The 21,555-nt window shown below is 47.7% G+C and carries 25 protein-coding genes and 1 pseudogene; 5 read left to right on the forward strand and 21 right to left on the reverse strand.

Features of this window, described 5'->3' with window-relative positions; genetic code table 11:
* Window positions 1-61: 61 nt before the first annotated feature.
* A complete protein-coding gene (locus BLS69_RS15185) occupies window positions 62-424 on the forward strand; it encodes a DUF423 domain-containing protein (RefSeq protein WP_017689687.1) in 363 nt (120 codons plus the stop codon).
* 69 nt (window positions 425-493) lie between these two features.
* On the opposite strand, the gene BLS69_RS15190 is transcribed toward BLS69_RS15185, so the two are convergent.
* The 17 genes and pseudogenes from BLS69_RS15190 to BLS69_RS15270 all read right to left on the reverse strand — a co-directional run bounded on the left by BLS69_RS15190 (window position 494) and on the right by BLS69_RS15270 (window position 14,443).
* Complete coding sequence (locus BLS69_RS15190) at window positions 494-1,045, reverse strand: histidine phosphatase family protein (protein WP_091032896.1); 552 nt, start codon at window positions 1,043-1,045, stop codon at window positions 494-496.
* Window positions 1,046-1,069: 24 nt separating this feature from the next.
* Window positions 1,070-1,852 (reverse strand): glutamate racemase, encoded by a 783-nt coding sequence (murI, locus tag BLS69_RS15195; RefSeq protein WP_091032899.1) that lies wholly within the window; start codon window positions 1,850-1,852, stop codon window positions 1,070-1,072.
* A 116-nt stretch (window positions 1,853-1,968) separates the two neighbouring features.
* Window positions 1,969-2,355, reverse strand: coding sequence for a hypothetical protein (locus BLS69_RS15200; protein WP_091032902.1), 387 nt, complete (start codon window positions 2,353-2,355; stop codon window positions 1,969-1,971).
* Between the two features lie 67 nt (window positions 2,356-2,422).
* Window positions 2,423-2,893 (reverse strand): GNAT family N-acetyltransferase, encoded by a 471-nt coding sequence (locus BLS69_RS15205; RefSeq protein WP_091032904.1) that lies wholly within the window; start codon window positions 2,891-2,893, stop codon window positions 2,423-2,425.
* The gene (locus BLS69_RS15210; protein ID WP_143023582.1) at window positions 2,893-3,552 is read right to left on the reverse strand and encodes a GNAT family N-acetyltransferase; all 660 of its coding nucleotides are present in this window, start codon (window positions 3,550-3,552) and stop codon (window positions 2,893-2,895) included. Before BLS69_RS15210 ends, BLS69_RS15205 begins: the two co-directional genes overlap by 1 nt.
* Before the next feature lie 59 nt (window positions 3,553-3,611).
* The gene (locus BLS69_RS15215; protein WP_091032909.1) at window positions 3,612-3,974 is read right to left on the reverse strand and encodes a hypothetical protein; all 363 of its coding nucleotides are present in this window, start codon (window positions 3,972-3,974) and stop codon (window positions 3,612-3,614) included.
* A gap of 92 nt (window positions 3,975-4,066) precedes the next feature.
* Window positions 4,067-4,951, reverse strand: coding sequence for a serine/threonine-protein kinase (locus BLS69_RS15220; protein WP_091032912.1), 885 nt, complete (start codon window positions 4,949-4,951; stop codon window positions 4,067-4,069).
* Window positions 4,948-5,526 (reverse strand): GNAT family N-acetyltransferase, encoded by a 579-nt coding sequence (locus BLS69_RS15225; RefSeq protein WP_091032914.1) that lies wholly within the window; start codon window positions 5,524-5,526, stop codon window positions 4,948-4,950. The genes BLS69_RS15220 and BLS69_RS15225 overlap by 4 nt, the downstream gene beginning before the upstream one ends.
* Window positions 5,523-6,103: pseudogene (locus tag BLS69_RS15230) on the reverse strand (DJ-1/PfpI family protein). Before BLS69_RS15230 ends, BLS69_RS15225 begins: the two are co-directional and overlap by 4 nt.
* 214 nt (window positions 6,104-6,317) lie before the next feature.
* On the reverse strand, window positions 6,318-7,238 hold the full coding sequence (locus tag BLS69_RS15235) for an SDR family oxidoreductase (protein WP_091032917.1): 921 nt from the start codon (window positions 7,236-7,238) through the stop codon (window positions 6,318-6,320).
* A gap of 68 nt (window positions 7,239-7,306) precedes the next feature.
* Entirely contained in the window at window positions 7,307-8,635 is a 1,329-nt protein-coding gene (locus BLS69_RS15240; protein WP_091032920.1) for a F390 synthetase-related protein, read from the reverse strand.
* Window positions 8,632-9,492 (reverse strand): MBL fold metallo-hydrolase, encoded by an 861-nt coding sequence (locus BLS69_RS15245; protein WP_091032922.1) that lies wholly within the window; start codon window positions 9,490-9,492, stop codon window positions 8,632-8,634. Before BLS69_RS15245 ends, BLS69_RS15240 begins: the two co-directional genes overlap by 4 nt.
* The gene (locus tag BLS69_RS15250) at window positions 9,486-10,481 is read right to left on the reverse strand and encodes an NAD-dependent epimerase/dehydratase family protein (RefSeq protein ID WP_091032925.1); all 996 of its coding nucleotides are present in this window, start codon (window positions 10,479-10,481) and stop codon (window positions 9,486-9,488) included. The genes BLS69_RS15245 and BLS69_RS15250 overlap by 7 nt, the downstream gene beginning before the upstream one ends.
* Complete coding sequence (locus tag BLS69_RS15255; protein ID WP_091032928.1) at window positions 10,478-11,770, reverse strand: ATP-grasp domain-containing protein; 1,293 nt, start codon at window positions 11,768-11,770, stop codon at window positions 10,478-10,480. Before BLS69_RS15255 ends, BLS69_RS15250 begins: the two co-directional genes overlap by 4 nt.
* Window positions 11,760-12,761, reverse strand: a complete 1,002-nt coding sequence (locus BLS69_RS15260; RefSeq protein ID WP_091035051.1) for a beta-ketoacyl-ACP synthase III — start codon at window positions 12,759-12,761, stop codon at window positions 11,760-11,762. The genes BLS69_RS15255 and BLS69_RS15260 overlap by 11 nt, the downstream gene beginning before the upstream one ends.
* A 152-nt stretch (window positions 12,762-12,913) precedes the next feature.
* Window positions 12,914-13,804 (reverse strand): TIGR01777 family oxidoreductase, encoded by an 891-nt coding sequence (locus BLS69_RS15265; RefSeq protein WP_091032930.1) that lies wholly within the window; start codon window positions 13,802-13,804, stop codon window positions 12,914-12,916.
* A gap of 117 nt (window positions 13,805-13,921) precedes the next feature.
* A complete protein-coding gene (locus BLS69_RS15270; RefSeq protein ID WP_091032932.1) occupies window positions 13,922-14,443 on the reverse strand; it encodes a hypothetical protein in 522 nt (173 codons plus the stop codon).
* A 167-nt stretch (window positions 14,444-14,610) separates the two neighbouring features.
* Here BLS69_RS15270 and BLS69_RS15275 point away from each other — a divergent pair, with 167 nt between their 5' ends.
* Both BLS69_RS15275 and BLS69_RS15280 read left to right on the forward strand, forming a co-directional pair.
* Window positions 14,611-14,985, forward strand: coding sequence for a BlaI/MecI/CopY family transcriptional regulator (locus tag BLS69_RS15275; protein WP_076209251.1), 375 nt, complete (start codon window positions 14,611-14,613; stop codon window positions 14,983-14,985).
* A gap of 6 nt (window positions 14,986-14,991) precedes the next feature.
* Window positions 14,992-16,326: a M56 family metallopeptidase gene (locus tag BLS69_RS15280; RefSeq protein WP_256332308.1), complete on the forward strand. Its 1,335-nt coding sequence runs from the start codon at window positions 14,992-14,994 to the stop codon at window positions 16,324-16,326.
* A gap of 99 nt (window positions 16,327-16,425) precedes the next feature.
* Here BLS69_RS15280 and BLS69_RS15285 read toward each other — a convergent pair whose 3' ends face one another.
* The 3 genes from BLS69_RS15285 to BLS69_RS15295 form a co-directional block, all read right to left on the reverse strand.
* Window positions 16,426-17,160, reverse strand: coding sequence for a YdcF family protein (locus BLS69_RS15285; protein WP_091032937.1), 735 nt, complete (start codon window positions 17,158-17,160; stop codon window positions 16,426-16,428).
* A 50-nt stretch (window positions 17,161-17,210) separates the two neighbouring features.
* Window positions 17,211-17,762, reverse strand: coding sequence for a nucleotidyltransferase family protein (locus BLS69_RS15290; RefSeq protein ID WP_091032938.1), 552 nt, complete (start codon window positions 17,760-17,762; stop codon window positions 17,211-17,213).
* Between the two features lie 214 nt (window positions 17,763-17,976).
* Window positions 17,977-18,822, reverse strand: coding sequence for an AraC family transcriptional regulator (locus BLS69_RS15295; protein WP_091032940.1), 846 nt, complete (start codon window positions 18,820-18,822; stop codon window positions 17,977-17,979).
* Between the two features lie 235 nt (window positions 18,823-19,057).
* On the opposite strand from BLS69_RS15295, the gene BLS69_RS15300 reads away from it, so the two are divergent.
* Both BLS69_RS15300 and BLS69_RS15305 read left to right on the forward strand, forming a co-directional pair.
* Entirely contained in the window at window positions 19,058-19,588 is a 531-nt protein-coding gene (locus tag BLS69_RS15300; RefSeq protein ID WP_091032943.1) for a TetR/AcrR family transcriptional regulator, read from the forward strand.
* A gap of 88 nt (window positions 19,589-19,676) precedes the next feature.
* Window positions 19,677-20,783 (forward strand): MFS transporter, encoded by a 1,107-nt coding sequence (locus tag BLS69_RS15305; protein WP_091032945.1) that lies wholly within the window; start codon window positions 19,677-19,679, stop codon window positions 20,781-20,783.
* Between the two features lie 26 nt (window positions 20,784-20,809).
* Here the strand turns inward: BLS69_RS15305 and BLS69_RS15310 are convergent, their stop codons facing one another.
* Window positions 20,810-21,418, reverse strand: coding sequence for a DUF1349 domain-containing protein (locus BLS69_RS15310; RefSeq protein ID WP_091032948.1), 609 nt, complete (start codon window positions 21,416-21,418; stop codon window positions 20,810-20,812).
* Window positions 21,419-21,555: the final 137 nt, after the last annotated feature.

Consider the following 21,555-nt stretch of genomic DNA (forward strand, 5'->3'; position numbering starts at 1 on the left):
ACACTCGTGCAGTACACTCTTATGTTATATCTAATTACCCTTAAAAGGAGAGAAAAACACATTGCAAACCCTGATTATACTCGGCAGTATTATGATGTTCCTGGCTGTTGCTTTGGGTGCTTTTGGTGCACACGCGCTCAAGCGCAAACTATCCGCTGACATGATCAAAATCTATGAAACCGGTGTTCAATATCACCTCATCCATGGACTTGGCATCATCCTGATCGGACTGCTGGCAGACCGTCTTGAATCCTCTTCACTCGTCATGCTTGCCGGGTGGCTGATGTTCGCCGGAATCATCCTGTTCTCCGGCAGCCTGTACACTTTAAGTGTAACGGGTGTTCGCAAATTGGGAGCCATTACCCCACTTGGCGGAGTCGCATTTTTGGCTGGATGGGTTATGATCATGATTGCCGCATTGTAAACATGCCCCGAGGATAAACGAAAAGAGTGTTCTGGCTGATGTAATATCGCTGGAGCACTCTTTTGCTGTTTAATCTGTCCAGATTCTGCGAATGGTGGATAGCCCTGCATCTGGCCGTTGTCGCTCCAGCACATACACATCCGGGTTAGACAGTTTGGTCCACTCTTCATAACCAAAGGATGGTTCATACTCACGAATAAGCAGTGATAACAAGTTCCCATGTGTAACCACGGCCCCGTGCTGTTCCGGTCTGCTCCACAACTCTTCCAGTAGTGCCAGCCCCCTTGCAGCCGCGTTTCTCGAAGATTCCCCGCCTTCTTCCACCCAATCCACATCATCGTATGTACGTTTCAGTACATCCATCCAGTTTGGCAGATCAAGAGAGCTAAGTATCCTCTCCTGGAGACGTTCATCCGTATGTATATGTTGCAGCATTGCTATGCCCAGTGGCATAGCCGTCTGAACGGCCCTTTTCCATGGACTGGAGACAATATACGTTATGGAATGATGAGCCAAGATATCTGCAAGTTTTTCAGCCTGCCTGATCCCTTCATCTGTAAGCTCTGCATGGGGTTCCTGCCCTGTGGCCTTGGCGTGACGGATAAGATAAATGGACTGCATAGCTATCACCTCCTATGGTGTAACCTACTTGGAGTTCATCTCAAGATATTGAAGTGCACTGTACATCTTCTCCTGCTCTTCCGGTCGGCCTGATGAACTGAGGAAAGTGACCTGTTCCCCTGTTCTGTCTCCATGTTGAGCCACCAGTCCAAGCCGCTGCTTCAGATGGTTCACCGTACCTATACTGCCATCAATAATCTGTATATGATCGGGCAGAACCGTGCGCAGAATGGACGTATAGTAAGGATAATGCGTGCAACCAAGCACCACTGTGCCATACATATGAAGATCGAGATCTGCCAGCTTGAACCGGAAATAATCAGCGATTTTGCCCGGATCAAAATCCAGCTGTTCACACCACTCCACTAGTTCCGGCAGCGCAATGGAATCCACACTGTGGTGATCATCAACACGCGATACCAGTTCGTTATACTTGGTTTGGCTCAAGGTGAGGGCCGTGGCAAATACAAGCACTCTCTTACCACTATCACGATTCATCTCCACGGCTGGTTTCACCGCAGGCTCCATGCCAATGATCGGGATATCGTACTTGGCGCGCAGATCCTTCACAGCCAGACTTGTTGCTGTATTACAAGCAATCACGATTGCCTGGACATCCTCCTGAACGATGGCTTCCACACAATCAAAAATATGTCCTCTAACCTCATCCGCAGACTTGGTTCCATACGGGACATGTAAAGTATCCGCATAATACAGAAATTTTTCTTCCGGAAACTGTTGTAATGCCTGATGCAAAACGGTCAAACCACCGATGCCTGAATCAAAAAAAGCAATTTTTTTAGTCAAGGATTTCACCTCTATAATGTATTCTTTCGGGTTCCAAGAACCTCTCAATGCTGCTCATGCTGACTGGAGGTGAGGTTTGTACTTCCGGCTCATCACACACTATGGATGATGAACCATTATTCTATGTTCATTTTATACTGCCTGAGCCAGTCCTTGCCACTATGCCACCCCTCTACGGGGTTATGCTCTCCAAGCAGTTCAGTACTGGCCTGAGCCATGATCCATTCCTTGAGACCGTTATCCGGACTGGATTCGAGCTGCTGTAACAGGAGAAACAGTCCCGCCTCACCCGTACTCAGGATGTCCTCGTAAGCCTCCCGGTTACCAGCAATATAATCATTGGGATTACTGCTGGTCAGGAGGACAGGGTCGCTAACCATCTGCTGCAACTTGCTTTCAATGGTTGCTGATAATGCTTGGTCTTCTGTCCGAGTCGAACACGCGGCTACCGTCAGTGCAGTGCATACGGATAACAAACCCAGAATCAGTCTTCTGCCATTCACTGTACCACTCCTTTCAACAACGAGTTAACACTACAGATTCGGATTTCATGCTCAAGCACCCGGCCCACTACAGAACAAGTTCCCATTTTTCTTCGTTAAGCTCCTGACCTGACAGAAACTGCTTGCTGACTTCCTTCACTTCAAAACCCACAGATTGATATAATCTACGCGCGCCGATCAAAGATTCATTGGTCCACAGGATCACGGATGTGTAGCCTTTTTCTTTTGCAAAAAGAACTGCCTGTTCGATAAGCTTCCCGCCCCATCCTGCACCACGTGCTTCCGGTTCGATCAGAAACCAGCGCAGTTGAGCCGTATTTTCATTCACCTGAGTAAGACCTATGGAGCCGGAAGCTGACTGATTCAACTCAACGATCCACAACATCTCCCTCAAGTGATTACCCGTCAGTCCAAACGAATTCACCGCATTCGTGATAAATTCAGCAAAGCTATGATCATAATTATACTCATTTCGATAGATTCGGATATGCGCTTCAATGACATACTGCAGATCCTTTTGTACGAAAGTGCGGATCATCAGACATCACAGCCCTTCCTCAAATCCACAGTTGTGATACTGAAATCCACACCAAACTGAATTAATCCCAGTTTATGGGCAACTTGCTGTGAAGCGAGATTATCCCAAGATGTACTATAGATTGGCATGCGTCCACGCTCCTTGACATAATACTGCCAGCATTTTACCGTCTCTGCTGCATATCCATGTCCTCTATAACCGAGTGCCGTATATAGACTCGCTTCCGCCCCATAATCGGAGAGCCTTGCGGAGCAGCACACTGCCACAGCAGATTCACCAATAACATAAGCGGCAACAGGCCATTTTTCATGCAAGTGATCTGTTAATTCAAGGAAATGCTCTGCCAGCAAATAACGCTGCTCCTGACCAATCAACTGAACCTTCTGATTCCACTCGTCAGATGTCTCAGGAAAAGCATAAGCTGGTCCCATCCACACACGGTTAACTGGCTCAAAGGTTTCCACCTTTCGAATCAGTTTTGGAATATCCAATGGAAACTCGCAATCCTTACCCAACTCATCCATTAGATTAGGCGGTAACTGCTCATGGTAATAGATCAGTGAACCAGCAGAAGTCATGCCGATAAAAATGGATGGAGCTTGCCCACCACCTGGCTCGTTAATGCTTAATAAACGCTGCTGCTCATTGATTGTATACAACGTGCTCACCTGTATTTTCAACATTTCCATAGACGACAGGTTGGATTTTGGAACCATAACTATGAAGTTAACCTTTGCAATAATCGTTCGCCTACACTGCCTTTACCAGCTTCCTGCTGCTCCAGAAAATCGGATAATTCACGTAAATCAGCTGGGCGATATCCAGCCCCGCACCCGCAATTATGATAGGTATAACCATGACGATACAACATCATCACTTTGGTCCATTGTTTGGTATGCTTGGGTGCCTGGAAATCCTGTCCCATGCTAACCATGGACGTGGCACATTGCGGGCATTTATATTCAAGTTGTGCCACCACCTCAGGGCTTAGGTCATGTCTGGAAACTTGTTTAAATGATTTGCGACAATTGAAACATGAATAGATGTCTTTATATGGTCCTGACATGGCATATCTGCACATCGTCTGCACCCCCTTAATAATTTCCATTATACGGGATTTCACACACACATACGAATGGATTTTGCATATTTGCGAAAATTACACCGATCCACTCATTTACCTTGCATGGCAGCTTGTTTCCAAGCCTCACCAAGTTCCACAATCGTTGCGTACCGCTCGGACCGATCATCGCTCACAGCACGCATCATAACCTGATACAACGCTTCTCCGGCATCCCATCTGGCATAGGAACGATCTTTCTCCCCGCCAAGCAACGCAAAAGCCGTTGCCCCCATGTTGAATACATTGGTAACCACATCTATCGGCGCGCCTAGCTCAAACTCTTCGGGAGACATAAAACGGGAAGATCCCCACATACGCCCCATGGTATTGGTAAAAGAGCCCTTCCGATACAAATCGATATCACAAATTTTCATAAAGTTTCTGTCAAAATCATAGATCAGACTGCCATCATACAGATCTACAGCCACATAACCTCTTCGTTCCACCTCGATATGAAAATCCAGAATCTGTTCCATCGCCCGAATGCGTGTCTCCACTGGAAGCTGTCTGAACCGATAATAGGGCGAACGCGGATCTTCATACTTGGCAGGAGGTGGAAAATACCAGTGGGAGTGCAGACACTCCCCATCCACCCAATCGAATACACAGGTATAACCCTCATCCGTTGCAAAATGATCCGTTAGTCGAATCAACGTGTCATGCGCCAAATCTTCGTAAACGGAAACAGATGATTTCAGATTACGAATGGCTTCCGGGGGACTTCCCGTATGATTCGCATGAATTGTATGTGCTCCCGCATACTTTACAAACAATCTCTTTCCATCCTTTTGCACAATACCAAAGGAGAGATTCCCTGAATCTTGCTGATCGAATACGCGAAAGACCGTACCCAAGGGCCGTAACCAATCGAAAGAATGAGACTCTTTTAAGACAAAGGAAACACCATCAATCTCAAGTTCAACATGATCTGTCATAGGACCCCTCCTGTGGTGATATCTTCATTCAATGTTGAATGCTCCGTATAAAAGTAATTCATATGCGCCTCATCATATCCCTGACCGTAGACTTCCAATGCGTTACGCTCGATTCCATAAACTTCAAATCCATATCGCTCATATAAACTTCGGGCTGATTCATTTGTTGTCACTACACTCAGATTAATCTGCTTGATACCTTCCAGATGTCTTCCCCGATCCAGCACCTCGCGGAGCAAGCGCGAAGCCAGCCCACTTCCCCGATATGGCGGAGCAACATAGACGCCCCAGATCATGCCTTTGTGCCTGAGTTTCAGGCCGTGTTCCCTTTTGAAACCCATCATTCCCGCCAAAGTTCCTTCTTCTGTATATGCGCCCAGAATATAATCATCCGGTTCATTATGTATGCGCTCCTGCACTTCACTCATGGGGAGTTGAATGGACAACTCGAACGAAGCCCCAAAGGCTTCAGGATGTGTTTTCAGTGCTTCCAGTCGCAAAGTCCAGTAGATGTCTGCTTCATCCCGCTGAATATTGCGAATGATATATGTCTCTTGCTTTCGATCTTCGTTCATTCTTCGACCACTCCCTGCATTTCATAAGGATAATCGATCTGAAGTTTTACATTCGCTGCCGCTTCCTGTCCTGCAAGCAACCCAACAACATAAATCCCCAGATCAATGGACGTGGCTACTCCACCAGCCGTAATTACATTTCCATCTTTTACAATCCGCTTCTGAATCACCTCATCGACATACGGCTGAAGCAAATCATATGCATAGGGATGTGTTGTTGCTTTTTTACCGGATAAAAAACCAGCTGCACCCAGCAGCAGAGATCCTGTGCACACCGAAACCTTCAAAGGTACAGACGCAGCCTGCTCAGCCAACCTACAAATGCCTCGTCATATCGAAGCTTGCGCGTTCCCATGCCCCCGGGGATAAACACGAGATCATATTCCGACAGGTCTGGCTTCACTCGATCCACTTTCAACGTTAGACCAGACTCATCCGTGACCTGATCTGTCATTGCACAGGTTTCCCACGTCGTTCCTTTGGTAGGTTCAAAGAAATTCAACCGATTGATCACATCATAAAACCCTGCAAAATCAAGGAAAGTCAGTCCATCAAACAAAACGAATGCAATTTTCATTGGTAACCTCCGCGTTTTAATTTGGAGCATCCTGATTATGTTTCTGATTCCGATCACGTTCCATTGCTTCCTTCACCCGGTCACGCGCTGGCAGCTTGCTATTGATATGAAAGAGCAGACCCACAATCGCAAGAAGTAAAATAATGACGATGAATTCGAAGATGGTTAATCCCTCCCTTTCGGAAATTCTGCAATCGTGAATCGTACCTAATCTCTATTTTAAACCACGGGCGATAATCCGCTCCAGCCACTTCCACGGTAGCAGTGCTTTACCTATGATGAGCACACGCGAACCTTTTCCGAGCGCATATCGAAGTCTTGGTGCACGCATCCGCGCAATTCGGCCAATCAGATCTGCCACTTCCTGTGGATCAGGTGCCGTCTCGCTCGCATGTTTGGAATAACGAAGAACCGCATCCAGCTTATGCTTATATGGGGAGTTCTCGCTCCGGTGAATCTCACCCAAACCTTTATTCCAGATCGGCGTGCGATAAGCACCTGGTTCAACCAATACCACCCGAACGCCAAACGAAGACATCTCATGCCGCAGACTTTCCGTGAATCCCTCCACAGCGAATTTGGAGGCAGCATAGGGCGCATACCCTGGAAAACCGGACAACCCACTTACACTGGACAAGTTAATAATCAGCCCCTGCTTCTGTTCACGCATCACAGGCAGGACCGTACGTGTCACGGCGATTAATCCAAATAGATTCGTTTCCATCTGGCGCCGCCAATCCTCCATCGATACTTCCTCAATGAACCCGCCCACCGCAAATCCTGCATTGTTCACCAGCATGTCGATTCGGCTATTATTAAGAAGTACGGACCTCACAGCTTTCTGCACCGATTCAGCATCGGTTACGTCCAGTTGCACATATTGCAAACGTTCGGATATCCCTGCCTGTTCAGCCAACCTCACCAATTCTTCTCTTCGACTCAGATCACGCATTGTAGCAACAACAAGATATCCCTGCTTGGCAAGGGTGATTGCCGTAAGCATACCAAAACCACTGGAGGTACCCGTAATTAAGGCCACCGGAGCGTTCGCTCTCTCCTTTGTCTTCTTCACTGCACCACGACCCGTGTTAATTCGTCCTTGCTCGTCCTCTGTTAAGTGTTCATCAGCTGTCACGGTGTGTCCTTCTTTCCTCGGTAAATTACTTACTTCCGTTCCTACCTATACCGCATGGCCCCTGCTGCTTAATCCGCCACTACGTTATCTCGTCTCTCCACCCTGCGCAGCTTCGTAATTCCCGGTTCGAACGTATATGGAACAAATCTAATTTCAGGCAAGGTGCATTCAAGCCGCTCTCCCAGCTTCATCAGTTCACCCCGTACATCTGTCTCAACCTGAGCCATCACTGCGCTCCCGCCAAGCCGAAGGGATACTTCCATTGTTCCGTCTCCTTGCTGCACCACACGATAATGTTCAATATCCGGCGAAGCCGCAATGACCGAACGGGTAACGAAATCCGGAAAGATCGGTACAGCCTCACCCGTATGTAGTTGTGTAAAATAAAGCGTGTCATCACAGCGGCCTTCAATCCGCTCAATGGCGGTAAACGGGGAACCACAGGCACATGGCAGCGCCGCCTCGGTCAGAATATCATTCAACCGATACCGGATGATCGGCTGTGATGTTCTGGAGAAGTCCGTAATAATGGGCACGAACCGCCGGGTGGCGGGATCAATGAACTCTTTTTCAATATGCACGATGTCTTCATTCAAATGCAGTGTGCCGTAGCGACAGGTCGCACCCAGAAATCCTTCTGTACACTGATAGACTTGATGAACGGTCTGTCCGAAGACCTGCTCCAGCACCTTGCGATCCAGGGGGTCCAGCACCTCGGCAACAGAGATGATTTTATCCGGTACAGCGGTCAGGTGGCCCGCCACATAGGCGTCCGCCAACAGACGCAGCATGGATGGGGGAGCCACCCACACGGTAGGTTGGTATTCTTCCAACCGCTTCACCAAGTTCTCCACACGCTCCAGCAGATCAAAGTACTGGAACTGTAACTTACCACGTTGCACCGATTCATACAGATTACTGTTGGCCCGCAGGAAAAACGCAATCTTGGCAGGTTTCCACAGTCCACCAGGCAGCAACTTGGCCAGCACCGTGCCCGTCCACGCATCCTGCTCCCGATCACTCACCAGAAATATCCCCCGGTTTCCTGACGTGCCAGAAGACAATCCAACCGTCACACCTTGAATGGAAGGTTTGAAGTCACGCGTTTCTTCACTTTCACCTGCAAGAGCCAGCGCTTCGTCCTTGGTAATGCCCACCGTGTTCAGTGTATCGAAATGCTGCATCATGATTGATTTGTCGATCAACGGAAATCTTCTCCAGTCGGATGCGTTCAAGCTACCCCACCACTTCCGGTAAAATGAAGATCGGGCACGAATCTGATGGACATGCCGAATAATCCGGCGCTCTTGCCAGCGCTCCAGTTGTTCTCGCGTTTTCCATGTTCGCAGCCCACGTGCAAGCGCATAATGAACCACAATACGAAGGGTATTGCTCATCGTCCCTGCCCTCCTGTACCCCAAGCGTCCAGTACATCTCGACAATGACTCGGCACAATCCGAATGTGGGGAAACTGCTGATGCAGCTGAACCAACTTGTCAAAGTTACGGTGGTATTCCTGTCGATCAGACATAATAATACCCGCGAGCGCATGAGGTCTGCGCTGTTCACGAAAAGCCCGACTTGACCATACCGCGTCCGCGCACAGGAAATAGTCATGTTCTTCCGTACGCAGCAGGAGTCCCATCATGCCTTCCGCATGACCGGATACATCTACCCCCAGCAGACTGCCATCGCCAAAGATATCGTAGACCTCATCAAAAGGGAAAGCTTCTCCCGCTCTCGTCCATCGCTCAGGCTGACGCGTAACAGGCAATGATCTGGCCATAAAATCCTCAGGCAACAACCCGGACAGATAACCTGCCTTCACAGCCGCAATCGGACCGAGTGAGCGCACAGCATCATAAGCTCTTGGCAGATAGATGAATTGTGCCTCCGGGAAATCTCGCACACCCGCGATGTGATCGCCGTGAAAATGCGAGAGGATGATATACCGGATATCCGAAGCTTTCAGCCCAATATGAGCCAAAAAATGAACGGCACTATCCTCTTCACGATAAACCACCGGTGTAATATGACGATACAGTGCATTGGGCAGATGAGCCGTTTCCTCGAAAAAGCGGGAGCTATATCCCGTATCCAGCAGGATTGGTCCATGTACGGGATGAATGATGCAGGCAAATCCTGCCGGGAAAGGCACCGGGCTCAACCGACCACCGCGCAACGTCAGAAACTCTGGATGTGTACAGTAACCCGCCGCACTTAAATATAGTTTCACCGGAGTTGTTGTCAGCATGATTCAGCCCTCCACCAGTCTGCAAATTTTTGCAATCCCTCTTCAATGGACACCCGAGGAATGTATCCCAATTGCTCCCGTGCATCCGTAATATCCAACGTCTGTGGGATGGATAAGGATCCGACTGTATACCGTGTCAACGCAGGTTCACCCAACGCAGGAATATAGCCATGAACTTGCTCCAGCAACGCTGCCACACCATATGCCATCCGATAAGGAATGTTTCGACGACGCAAGGGCATATCCAGCATGCCAAACAGGCTGCTCACCAACTCACTGAACGCCCTTGGATCACCATTGGAGATATTGTAAGCTCTTCCGAGCGCTTCGTCAGAGGCATCGCGACACAATAATAGGGCATCCACCACATTATCCACACAGGTCAGATCGATTAAAGCCTGTCCACCACCGATCATGGGCACGCCCGATTTTGCGTTTGCTGCGACAATTCTGGGAAATAACGTCTGATCATACGGACCAAAGATCGCTCGCGGTCGAATCATGATCGACGGAAGTCCCTTCGCATGCCCCTCCATTACAACCTGCTCAGCGAGAAGCTTTGTGGCTGCATAATGATTGGCTGGTTTGGATGGCAACGGGTCATTCTCATGTACGTTATATCGCGGTATGTAGTTAAAATATATACTTGGAGTCGATACATGTATGAATCGCTGCACCTCATTATGCAGGCAGCCATCAATGAGGTTTTGTGTCCCTTCTACATTGCTGCTGTAAAAGTCACGATATTTTCCCCATGGCGATGATAGTGCCGCACAGTGAAACACCACATCTTGCCCCGCACATGCTTCGTTTACTGAAGCCTCATCCCGTATATCTCCATTCCGGAATCGGATTCCTGCCAACTCAAGTTCTGCCCCAACTTTGGGCTGTCGGCCCATGCCAGTTACTTCCCATCCCTCTTGTGCAAGCCGTATCGCGAGATGCCTGCCCAGACATCCCGTAGCTCCTGTAACCAGTGCTCTATTCATTGTTGTTCACCGTTCCATTCTATGTCGTGAGTCAAAGCTTCAGTCAGCGAGAACTTCTGTGATCTTGACAGACGCCATGCGGCTAGCACCACTGCAAATTGTTCAAATACAGGCTGGATATCCTGCCCTCCATAGACCACATCCCTGGCTCCACGCCACGCAGCTATCCATGCCCGGAACTTTCCTTTGCCGAAGATCTGCTGAACCCCGCTTCCCAGCATGGGAAGCATGAGCATGGCTTTGCTGCCCCGTGCGGGCGTGATCATTTTTCTTTCTTTGACCAACGTCTCCGGTTCAGTCAGTGCACGCACCAAGTCATCTCCGGGGTGAAACAGATGAATCCCACTCGTTGCCCTCGGATTACACTCAATTGCGTATACTTGCCCATCCTGACCTTCTATAAAATCAAACCCAATCTGTCCACTAAAACCCGTTGCCTCAACAAATTGTCTCACCCACGCAAGGGCACCCTCATGTTCCACCTGTTCAAAAAAAACACTGGCTCCCACGCTTCCTGTACGATAGCGACTGTCGTAAGTGGCATGTGCAACCAGTTGCCCTTCATGCGCTATGCTGTATGTACATAACATCTGACCAGGAATGTAGGCCTGTGCAACCCAAGGTGAAATAGATGATAATGCTACTTCGTCTGGAGGGTCGTTACGGAAATGTCGACGTTTCTTTTCGCTTACGTTTCCTTCCTGATCCGTCCCTGCCCCAGCGTCATCGGTCATGAGTGTTGGCATGCGAACTTTGGCTGCGAAGCGGGAATACACCGGTTTCCACACCCAATCTCCTACTTTTTCTAGAACAGACTGGGCTTCCATCCATTCCTGCCGACTGTGGATCAGACGTGTATCCGGAACCGAAAGACCGAGTGACCCTGCAAGCTGGATAAAATCATATTTATGGTGCAGCACATGCAGCTGCTCCAGAGTCGTAACCAGAACACGGCAAAATGCACGCAGTCTGTCTGCCCCTTGAGCAACATAGAATACTTCTTCACACATCGGAATCAACAGGTCGATCTGCCAATCCTGAACCAACCGTTCCAGCTCCGCCAGATACGCACGTGTGTCATGACGTGGCGACGGGACCACAGCGCACTGTTCCACTGCACTGGATAATCTGGTCAGATGCCGTGCAGCACTCTCCGCAACATAAACCCGATGGCCTGCCCGATGAAGCATGCGTGCCAGATCAAGCGTTACGGGAGCCCTTCCGCCTGTAAGCAGCACACGGAGAGAAGCAGCTGTACGATGTCTGGTTTCCCCAGATCTAGTAGTCAAAAATGAGTCCTCCCAATGATAATCCGGCAGCCGTGCCAATCATCAACACCCGATCTCCACGCTGAATACGCTGTTGTCTAATCGCTTCATGCAGACCCATTGGGATCGATGCCGCAATTGTATTGCCGTGATTTCGTGTGATGTCCATAAACCGATCTTCAGGAATGCCAAGCTTCTTGCGAATCAGTCTCATCGCCATGGCACTTCCCTGATGAGGAATGACCAATTGGAAATCCTCCATTCGATTCCCGGTCGCTTGCAGCATATCGCCGATGAATCCAGGCAAAAGTCTGGAAGCCATGCGGAAGATCGCCTGTCCATCCATATGAAATAAGTAGGGCTCCGGCTGATCTGCCTTATAATTCGAAGCATGCAGCCGTGTACCTCCACCTGCAATCTCCGAGAAGCGAGCACCTCGGCTGTAGGTTCGAAGGGAAGCATGTACAATCTGTGAGGATGACCCTTCAGGCGAACGCTCAATAATAACAGCGGCCGCTCCATCTCCGAACAGGGCCGCACTTTCTTTATCCGACCAATTTAGTCCCGCTGAGGCAATCTCGGTGGCTACGAGCAGTACTCGCTGGTAACGTCCGGCATCTACCATATAGGAGATCACATCCAGTCCGTTCAGGAAACTTAGGCAGGTTGCATCCATATCAAAAGCAGGTACGCCTGAATCTTGCTGCCCCATGGCCTGCTGGATAAATACCGCCGTACTTGGCAACGGTTGTTCCTTCGTGCCACTGGTACACACCAGACAGTCGATATCACTGAATTGTAATCCTGCATCCGCCAGTGCAGCTTCCGCAGCCCGCGCCCCCATGAAAGAGGAGGTTTCTTCACCCGAAGCATAATGGCGCACACCTACACCTGTGGCTTTGCTAACCCAGCCCGCAGGCACGTCCAAGCGGCGATCCAGTTCCTCATCGGTGACTTCCTGTTCAGGCAGGTACTTCCCTGTTCCCACGATCCTTACTCTTCTAAGTTGCATTTCCCCAACCTCTTTCTGTTCATCTGACTGATAATAAAATGAATCCTCCAGCTCCAATGGCGAAACGCCATGAAGCAGAAGCTTTGAAATATATAATAGAAGGGCAGATGCCTCTGCCCTCCCTGTTGTGTTTTATTATTTATACTGTGTTGTCATTTCTTCTTATTCAGAATCTCGGCAAGAGCGGTATCTAGTGTACCGTATGTGAAAGTGAATCCTTCCCTCTCCATTCGTTCGGGAATCACCCAACGACTCTTGAGAACAAGTTCCGTCTCGGTCTGAATGAAACGTGCGCCCAGTTCAAGCATCCAGCGAGGAGAAGGTAGTCCGATCCGAACACCCATCTTTTCTCTCAGACGCGCCATTAGCTCCCGATTCGTCACCGGATGCGGAGAGGACGCATTGAACACACCATTCAAGCGTGGATGCTCTTGCATATAAATTACCATGCGGAAGAGATCCTCGATATGAATCCAGCTGAACTGCTGTGTTCCTGCGCCTTGCGATCCTCCCAGTCCAAAACGGACGAGGTTCGTCATGGGCACCATCACACCACCCTCGCCCAGCACAATCGCAATCCGCAGTGCAATCTGACGCGTAGACGGCAGACTGAATTCAAAGAAAGCCTGTTCCCATGCCTTGGCAACGTCGACCGAGAATCCGGAGCCAATCTCGCCCTCTTTTTCCGTCATGGGACGATCTTCAGCATGTCTGTATATGGTTGCTGTACTCGAATTAATCCATAGTTCGGGAGGATGATTACAAGCCAGGACGGCTTCGCCCAGAATGCGCGTTGTAAGGGTTCTGGATTCCAGAATGACTTTGCGATTCTCCTCCGTATAACGGCAGTTCACCGATTTACCTGCCAGGTTAATTAACATCTCTGCTTCTTCCAGTGCCTCTACGATTCCTGCACGATCCTCCCAGGCAATATGACCGGGCTGACGCGAGATGATCAACACCTCATAACCCTGCTTCTTGAATCTTTGGGCAAAATCCTGTCCGACAAATCCCGTTCCACCAGCCAATACAACCTTCTTCACGGTATCCCCTCATTTCCCATACTGGGTAAAGAATTCGTAAGATATAGATTGGAATGTTTCTATGCATGCAAAATGCAGATATTAGCTTAAACACCGCCGGTGACCCGTTAGTTTGATTTATTTCGCACCCAGGGAGGCGTACAAGCGATCCCGCTCGTCGATAGCCCATGCGTGTGCAGGGTTTTGTTCCAGCTGATATCGGAGTTCATCATAAAAATCATGGATCATGAATCCGTCTGGCAGATTGCCAAGCATGGCTGTAAAGTTGTACTCGGGCAGTGTTCTCTTCCCTTCACTGATCTGCTTCAGCCAATCCATCCACTTTGCAAGAGTAAGCACTTCCTCCTGCCATAATTCAGCCTGTAACCCAAGCGCATCCTGAAGTTGCTCGTACGCCAATGGATCGACGAAGGCGCGGCAAGCCTGAACAGCCAGTTCATACAACTCGGTCACTGCACGGCGTACCTCATGCTCAAGTTCGACCTCCAAGCCTCCCATGTAATCCTGAACCTGAATGCTCTGTCCATCATCGTATAATAGCGGTGTCTGGGACAACAGGCGTACAATCTCTTCCATCTCGTGCATTGAAACTCGCTTCTGCTCATAGAGAGCAGGTAATTGATATGCTGTAATGATCATTCACTCCTACATCGTTCTTCTATTAATGACCTATATTATAACATGGTTTGGCAATCATCTATCAGGATAACTTGACTATCCACTACAAGTTGTAGTAGTTTATACGTACTACGTAGTGTAGTAATACGATCGTTATGGACGCATAACGATGTTAAGGAGTGTTCACGGTGAACCAGATTCAAAAATTATCCGAAACAGAAATGGAGTTAATGGTCGTTATATGGTCATGCGATCCACCCGTCACTTCAACAGAACTATTAGACATATTCGCTGAGAAGGGGAAAGCGTGGAAAGCGCAGACTATGTCTACTTTTTTGTCACGGTTGGTGGATAAAGGCGCACTTACCGTCACGAGACGTGGACGAACCAATGATTATGTACCTCTTCTACAGCCCGAAGATTACAAACTACAGGAAACGCAGCATGTTCTTGATGGACTCTATCAAGGTTCAGTCAAGAATTTGGTTTCGGCCATGTATGATGGCGACAAGCTTTCAGACGATGACATTTCAGAACTGAAAAAATGGCTTTCGGAAAAGTAGGTGCAGATGATGAACATCTTTTTTGAAATTCTGTGCAGCCTGACCGTGGCGGGAAGTATCGTTTCTGTTTGTATTTTGGCACTACGACCTATACCCGTATCTGTTTTTCCGACCAAGTGGCTCTACAGACTCGGTAAACTGGCTATCTTGTTTTATCTGTTCCCGGTATCTCTTGGCCTTTCATGGCTTTTGGATATGGCATTCCAAACGACATCAACTATACCGGGTACGGAGAATGCAGCATCTTCGGGCGGACTTGCAGGAACGTTTATCCCGGAACAAACCATTTCGGTAACCACAGCCTGGTTCTTGTTATGTGTATGGGGCATTGGCGTCATTGGTTTTTCTGCATGGCAGGTGTACTGTTATCGGAGATTTCTGAAAGAATTATCTCATACACGTACGCCAGTCCTCCGTCATAGTGAGGCAGCTATACAGCTACCATTAATCAAAGAGGCTTTGGGTCTCAAACGCAATATCACGCTTGCTCACAGCACCATAGTACGAAGCCCTATACTGGTTGGCTTGTTTAAACCAACGATATATCTGCCACCCGAAAATACGGTGAAAATGGACATCAGCATGGTAATTCATCATGAGTTGGTACATCTAAAACATAAAGATCTGTGGGTCAAGGCTTTGACATTGGGCGTTAATGCACTGCACTGGTTCAATCCCCTGATTCATATGATTCGCCGGGACATTCATACCTGGAGCGAGTTGGCCTGTGATGAAGATGTGGTGAAAGAGATGTCCCATGAAGAGCGAAGACGATATGGTGAGACAATTTTAAATGTGATGGCGGGAACCAAGAAAATACCTGCTCAATTTTGTTCGTCCCTATCGGGTGAAGGCAAACAATTAAAAAGGAGATTGATGATTATGTTTAATGTAAAGAAACTGAAAAAGAAACATTGGATGATAGGAATGGGAGCCCTCCTGCTTATTACAGGTGTAAGTACGTCCACCGCCGTATGGGCATCAAACCATACGGTTAAAGTAGAGGCTGAAGCTTCTGAAACTGTGCCTGTTCCTTCTACTGATGGATCTTCTGAAATCGTAGCTTCTCCCAACAAGGTCGGAATTTCCGAAGCTGTAACTGCTCCTTCTACTTCCGAAACTCCTGAAATCGTGGCTCTCCCTGAGGATGAAGTTTCCGAAGCTGTGCCAGTTCCGTCTGCTACTGTACCTTTTACTACTAAACCTTCTACTACTAAACCTTCTGAGGCTAAAGTTGTAGAAGCAGCAACTGTTCCTTCTACGGGTGGATCTCCTGAAATCGTATCCGTCCCTTCCGAGGCCCAGGTCACCAAAGCTGTACCTGTTCCTTCAGAAAAATAACCTATCTTTATGAAGCAATAGCCACCTTATATGCAAACAGGACGAAGCATAGATCATAGATCTCCGCTTCGTCCTGTTTCCGTTTTTCTGTCATGTGCATTAGATAAACGTTTTGATCGTAGCAAAATATTCACGGATCATGTTGACGGGTTTCAAATATCCTGGTGACGGGGCCGATATGCCGTATTCTGCCGCATAACCGTTCTTGGCAGCGATGTATTTGGAACGGAACATATGATAGTCACTGGTGACAATCATGATCTCAGGGTGCTCTAACCCGGATTCAAGAATGATTTTTTTGGAAAAGGCCAAATTCTCCTGTGTACTTGTGGAGCGATCTTCCATAATGACTTGGGCGGGGGGAATCCCCTGTTCAATTAGATAGTTTTTCATGGCGAGCGCTTCGGGAATCGATTCCCCGGGTCCCTGTCCACCCGATACAATGACCGGTGTCTGAGGGTGACTGCGAATGTAGTCCAGACTTGCATCTAACCTTTGTTTTAGGGTCAATGACAATTCCGTTCCACGGATGCCTGAACCCAGAATAATGACATAGTCCGCTTCTTCCGGATCATTCGCACCAAGCTGTGTGAATACAAGTGCTTCAATAATGACAAAAGAGACGGCAACCACGCCAAATCCGGTAAGGATAATCCGTTTCAAAATAACATGCTTCTGATAGTCAATCCGTCTTAGTACGATAAAAGCCACCGTGATCATTCCAAAAAACATGACTGCAAACCTTTGGCCCCAGAAGGCCAGAAATGCCACAAAACATGCCAACAGGACAAGATCAATGATCAGTCCATTTTTTTGTAAGAACTTTTTTATCAAATCCGTAGACACTCCTTCTTGTACCCACTATTCCGCAAATCACTTATTATTCAAGCTGTTATTATCGTTAGTTTCGGCCATTGTTCCTGCCAGCGCTTCTTCTGTACTCTCTGATTATAATAGTCAGCATCCGTGAAGAACGGACTTTTGCGGACTACGAGTTGATACAGATCATGCAAACCATGCGGAGCACAGATGTTCACCTGATCCTCTTCATCCAACTGTACTCCTATGGCAGTCACAACTTCTGGCCAATAGCGAAGAGCATCTTCAGTAGAATGATAAGGAACTGTGCCATTGCGCAGATGCATTCTCGCCTGATTTTTGACCGACCACTTGGCATTACCTGTCAACTCACGAAGCTGACGCTCCAACTGGATGTCTCGTTCCTCACGCAGGTCTGACGCATCATAATAAACAACATCAATATCGCTATGAAGTTCACGAAGAGCATATCCATGCAGAACATCCCAGATGTAATTACGAATATATCCTGCACCTATGTAACATTGTGGCAAATGGAGACTACGAACTCTCCGCAGGTCATGCATTAATTGCTCGTGTTTGATGATCGTCTGAATGAATGGGTACTCATATAACATATCTGCCTCCTGCGGTTTACCTCATCGTCCTCTTATAGCTGTTAACCTTCATTCCAATATATCATGTTTACCTGGCTGCTATAAAATGAACAACGCTTGAACATCCTCTGTACAACTTCGAATCTCTGATTAATCACAACCAAATAACCCATAAACAGCTTCGGTTATCCGAGTGTTTACGGGCTACAATGATCGAGTTTGAAACGGTTAAAATTTATTTAATCGGTATCCAGATTTGCGGTGGTTGGTTCGGCCCAGGGTATACTTCCAGCTCTGGCATATACGCGTGCTCATAAGGATTGGATGGAAACCATTCCGAAATAATCTGTTTCCACAGAAGCTGCATGCTCTCCGGCATCGGGCCTTCTACCTCAAATATACTCCATTTGGAAGCAGGCATGGTGAAGCTTGATAATCCTTCCGGCACTTCACCGTCGTAAGCCGTAGCAATCCAGTATTCCATCTGCTTTTCCTTGATTTCGCTCTGATCCACAACGACGCCAAGTAACCCTGGAATATCCCCGTTGTTCAGTTCAAATAAACGCTCCTCTGTACCGCTCTTCCACGCTTCCTGCCACATCTTCCCGATCCCTTGCAAATGTTCTCCATCTACATATGAAAAAGCCTGCTTCACCCCCACTAATGTAAATTCGGGATGTTCAACAATTTTATATTTCATCGGTTCTGCTCCTTTTAGACTTACTTGAATAACCAGACGATTATACGATTGGACAGAGCTACTATTTTTGCGTGCCTCGCTTGGTGCGATGCCGTGTTGTCTCCGGAATGCTTTGGAGAAAGATTCGGGTGTGTCGTAACCATACTTGTGCGCCAGATCAATGATTTTGTGATCACTTTGCAGAAGTTCATGTGCCGCCAGTGTCAATCGTCTGCGTTTTATGTACTCAGCTACAGTAACATCTGTTAACAGAGCAAAGGTACGTTGAAAATGAAAAGGAGAGATATGAGCCTGCGCTGCAATCTGCTCCATCGTCATATTTTCGAGCAAGTGGTCTTCCATATATTGAATAGCGACCTGTAATGCGTTGATCCAGTTCATGTAATAATCACTCCTTGATGTCTAATATAACGGATAAACCACCCAAAAACCTGTCATGTTGTGCTCTCATATGTCCGGTTAATGTGCAAAGACGTTGTTCATATAACGCCCTGCCCAGGCTTTGAACTAACCAAAGACAAGGGAAGGCACAAAATTTGACAATGTAAACGACTTATTATAGCCTACGAGTATAATGATCGTTCTATCTTATTTTGAAGGGAGAGTATCATTGAATATGAGCAGCAAAAAAGAAATGCTTTTGAACGTGGCTGAAGAATTATTCTACCTTCACGGCTTCCATTCCATCGGCTTGAAGCGGATTATATCAGATGCCGGGATCGCCATCATGACGTTATATAACCATTTTGAGTCCAAGGATGATCTCATCGTCCAGGTGCTTCTGCGGCGCGAACAGCGTTATTTAGAACAGCTCAGGCAATATGCAAACAATACAACTCAACCCATGTTCCTCAATCTGGCTGAAGGACATGCAACCTGGCTGAAAGAACACGAATCAAGAGGGTGCTTATTTTTGCGCGCCAAAGAAGAATTCGGTGGTCATGCAGACCATATCATCGTGCAGACAGTGAATGCGCATAAAAGACATATGAGAACGTTAATCCAAACATTGGCGCCTGCTGCAAGTGATCGAGATCTATTGCAATTCTCCCTGCTGCTGGAGGGTTCCACTGCACTCGCCGAGACAGAAAATGTAAATAACGTCTGCCGCGAACTGATCCATATGACGAAGAATAGTTTCAAGTAATGCCATTAAGGGTGAGTTAGTAGTTCAACTCACTTTTTTATTTAATGAGAAATATAATGATCGTTCTATCTAAAAGGCGGTGGATTTAATGAAAAAAATTATCTTTCCAGGCATTGCACTAATCGCTGTCTGTTATGCATTCGGGCGATTCAGTTATGGATTGTTTATGCCGGAAATTTCAGAAGCTTTACAACTGAACGATGCAGCGTCAGGTGCGATTAACTCCGGAACCTACATTGCTTATTGCTTGTCCCTTCTAAGTGCACCGCTGTTAATTAATCGCAAAGGGCATCATTATGTCATCCAATTGGCTGGGATCAGCGCTGTGCTCGGATTAATCGGGATTGCTCTTGCTCAGAATGCATGGGTCCTTGCATTCAGCGTATTTCTCGCCGGTTTGAGTACAGGATGGGCCTCTCCAGCACTCGGTAACACGGTTAACGCCGAGCTTGCACCCGATCTGCAAGCAAGAGGCAACAGCTGGATTAACACTGGAACCAGTTTCGGAATCGTTATATCCGGTCCACTCTACTGGCTGTTCACGGATTACTGGCGTCTAACCTACATCCTGTTTGCTGTAATCGGTGTTGTGGTTCTGGTGTGGAACAGACGTGTTATTCCACCTACAAAGACACTGCCTTGTACCAAATCCATCTGGACATGTATGAAACCAACCAGAGCGGGTTCTGCTTTGCTGATGGCTTGTCTGTTAACTGGTGTTAGTTCAGCGATCTACTGGACCTTTGCCCGAAACTTCCTCACAGACGAGAAAGGGGCCTCCGATTCGGAAGCCGTGTTGTTCTGGATTGTGATGGGGGTTATGGGGATACTCGGTGGATGTGCTGGTCGCATTATTGAACGTATTGAGATTGGGTGGTCCTACCGAATAGGCATACTGTTATTGGCGATCTCGCTGGGGGTAATCCTTCTTCCATCCATGACTGCCAGTCTCATTTCTGCGATCATATTTGGCAGCACATATATTTTCCTGACCAGTGTATTTATCGTTTGGGCAACGAGACTATTCAGGCCAAATGTGTCCATCGGAATTAGTCTTGCCTTTCTTGCTCTGGGTGTTGGACAATTCCTTGGCTCATCCATGGCAGGTTACACGATTGAAATGTTCTCCAATACAACAGCATTTCTGGCCTTTGCTGTACTCGGCCTGTTCGGATTGCTAATTCGGGTGAAATAAATGACAGAACAACCTTACGGTCACTGTTATTCTACCCGGCGAACACTTCCGGTCACCCCATGTTGAAGCTGTACATCTGTAAAAATAACCGTGGTCCCTTGCCCAATGGGGGATTGGGCCACAATGCCAACTTTGATCTCTTCCGGGCAGTCGAGGCCGAAATAACGAACCAGCTTCCACTTCTCTCCATCCTGAGAATAATGGAAAGCAAAGCTGTTGCCTGCCCGGGCTACACGTAAATAAGGCTTGTTAACGTCTACAGGTGCTGATACACAATCATCCGAGTTACCTCGAGTAACAACACTAAGAATAGACGGCTGTTCTTCAAAATACTCAAAGCAAACTTTAGCCCAATTCGTATCGTCCACCCTCACCATCAGGCAGCCCGAATCGTACTGTTCTTTCATGTCCACCTGTACTCGAGTGACGATGCTGAAATCTCCCTTGACTATCGTATGTAAAAATGGAGCTGAAGCTTTCACCGGCTCACCTCCCGGATCAATGAAAAAGTCACTGATTGGCGAAACGGTTATCGTTACTTTGCCGTCTTCAATGTACCAATCTGCTGGCTCGTTCAGCCATCCCAGGTTGGCAGATAATGTTTGACCTGAACAATGTTCGAATAGATTCGTCATATGGCACACCCTTTGTCTGTGATTTTGAATTCGCTGAGTTCTCTGTTGTATTCGTGAAATAATGGAATTATCCTTTCGGATCAGTAAAAGGAAAAAAGCGACTCACATGAGTCGCTTGTAATCCTTTCACATATACA

This window comes from Paenibacillus sp. CF095, assembly GCF_900101225.1.
GTDB lineage: Bacteria > Bacillota > Bacilli > Paenibacillales > Paenibacillaceae > Paenibacillus.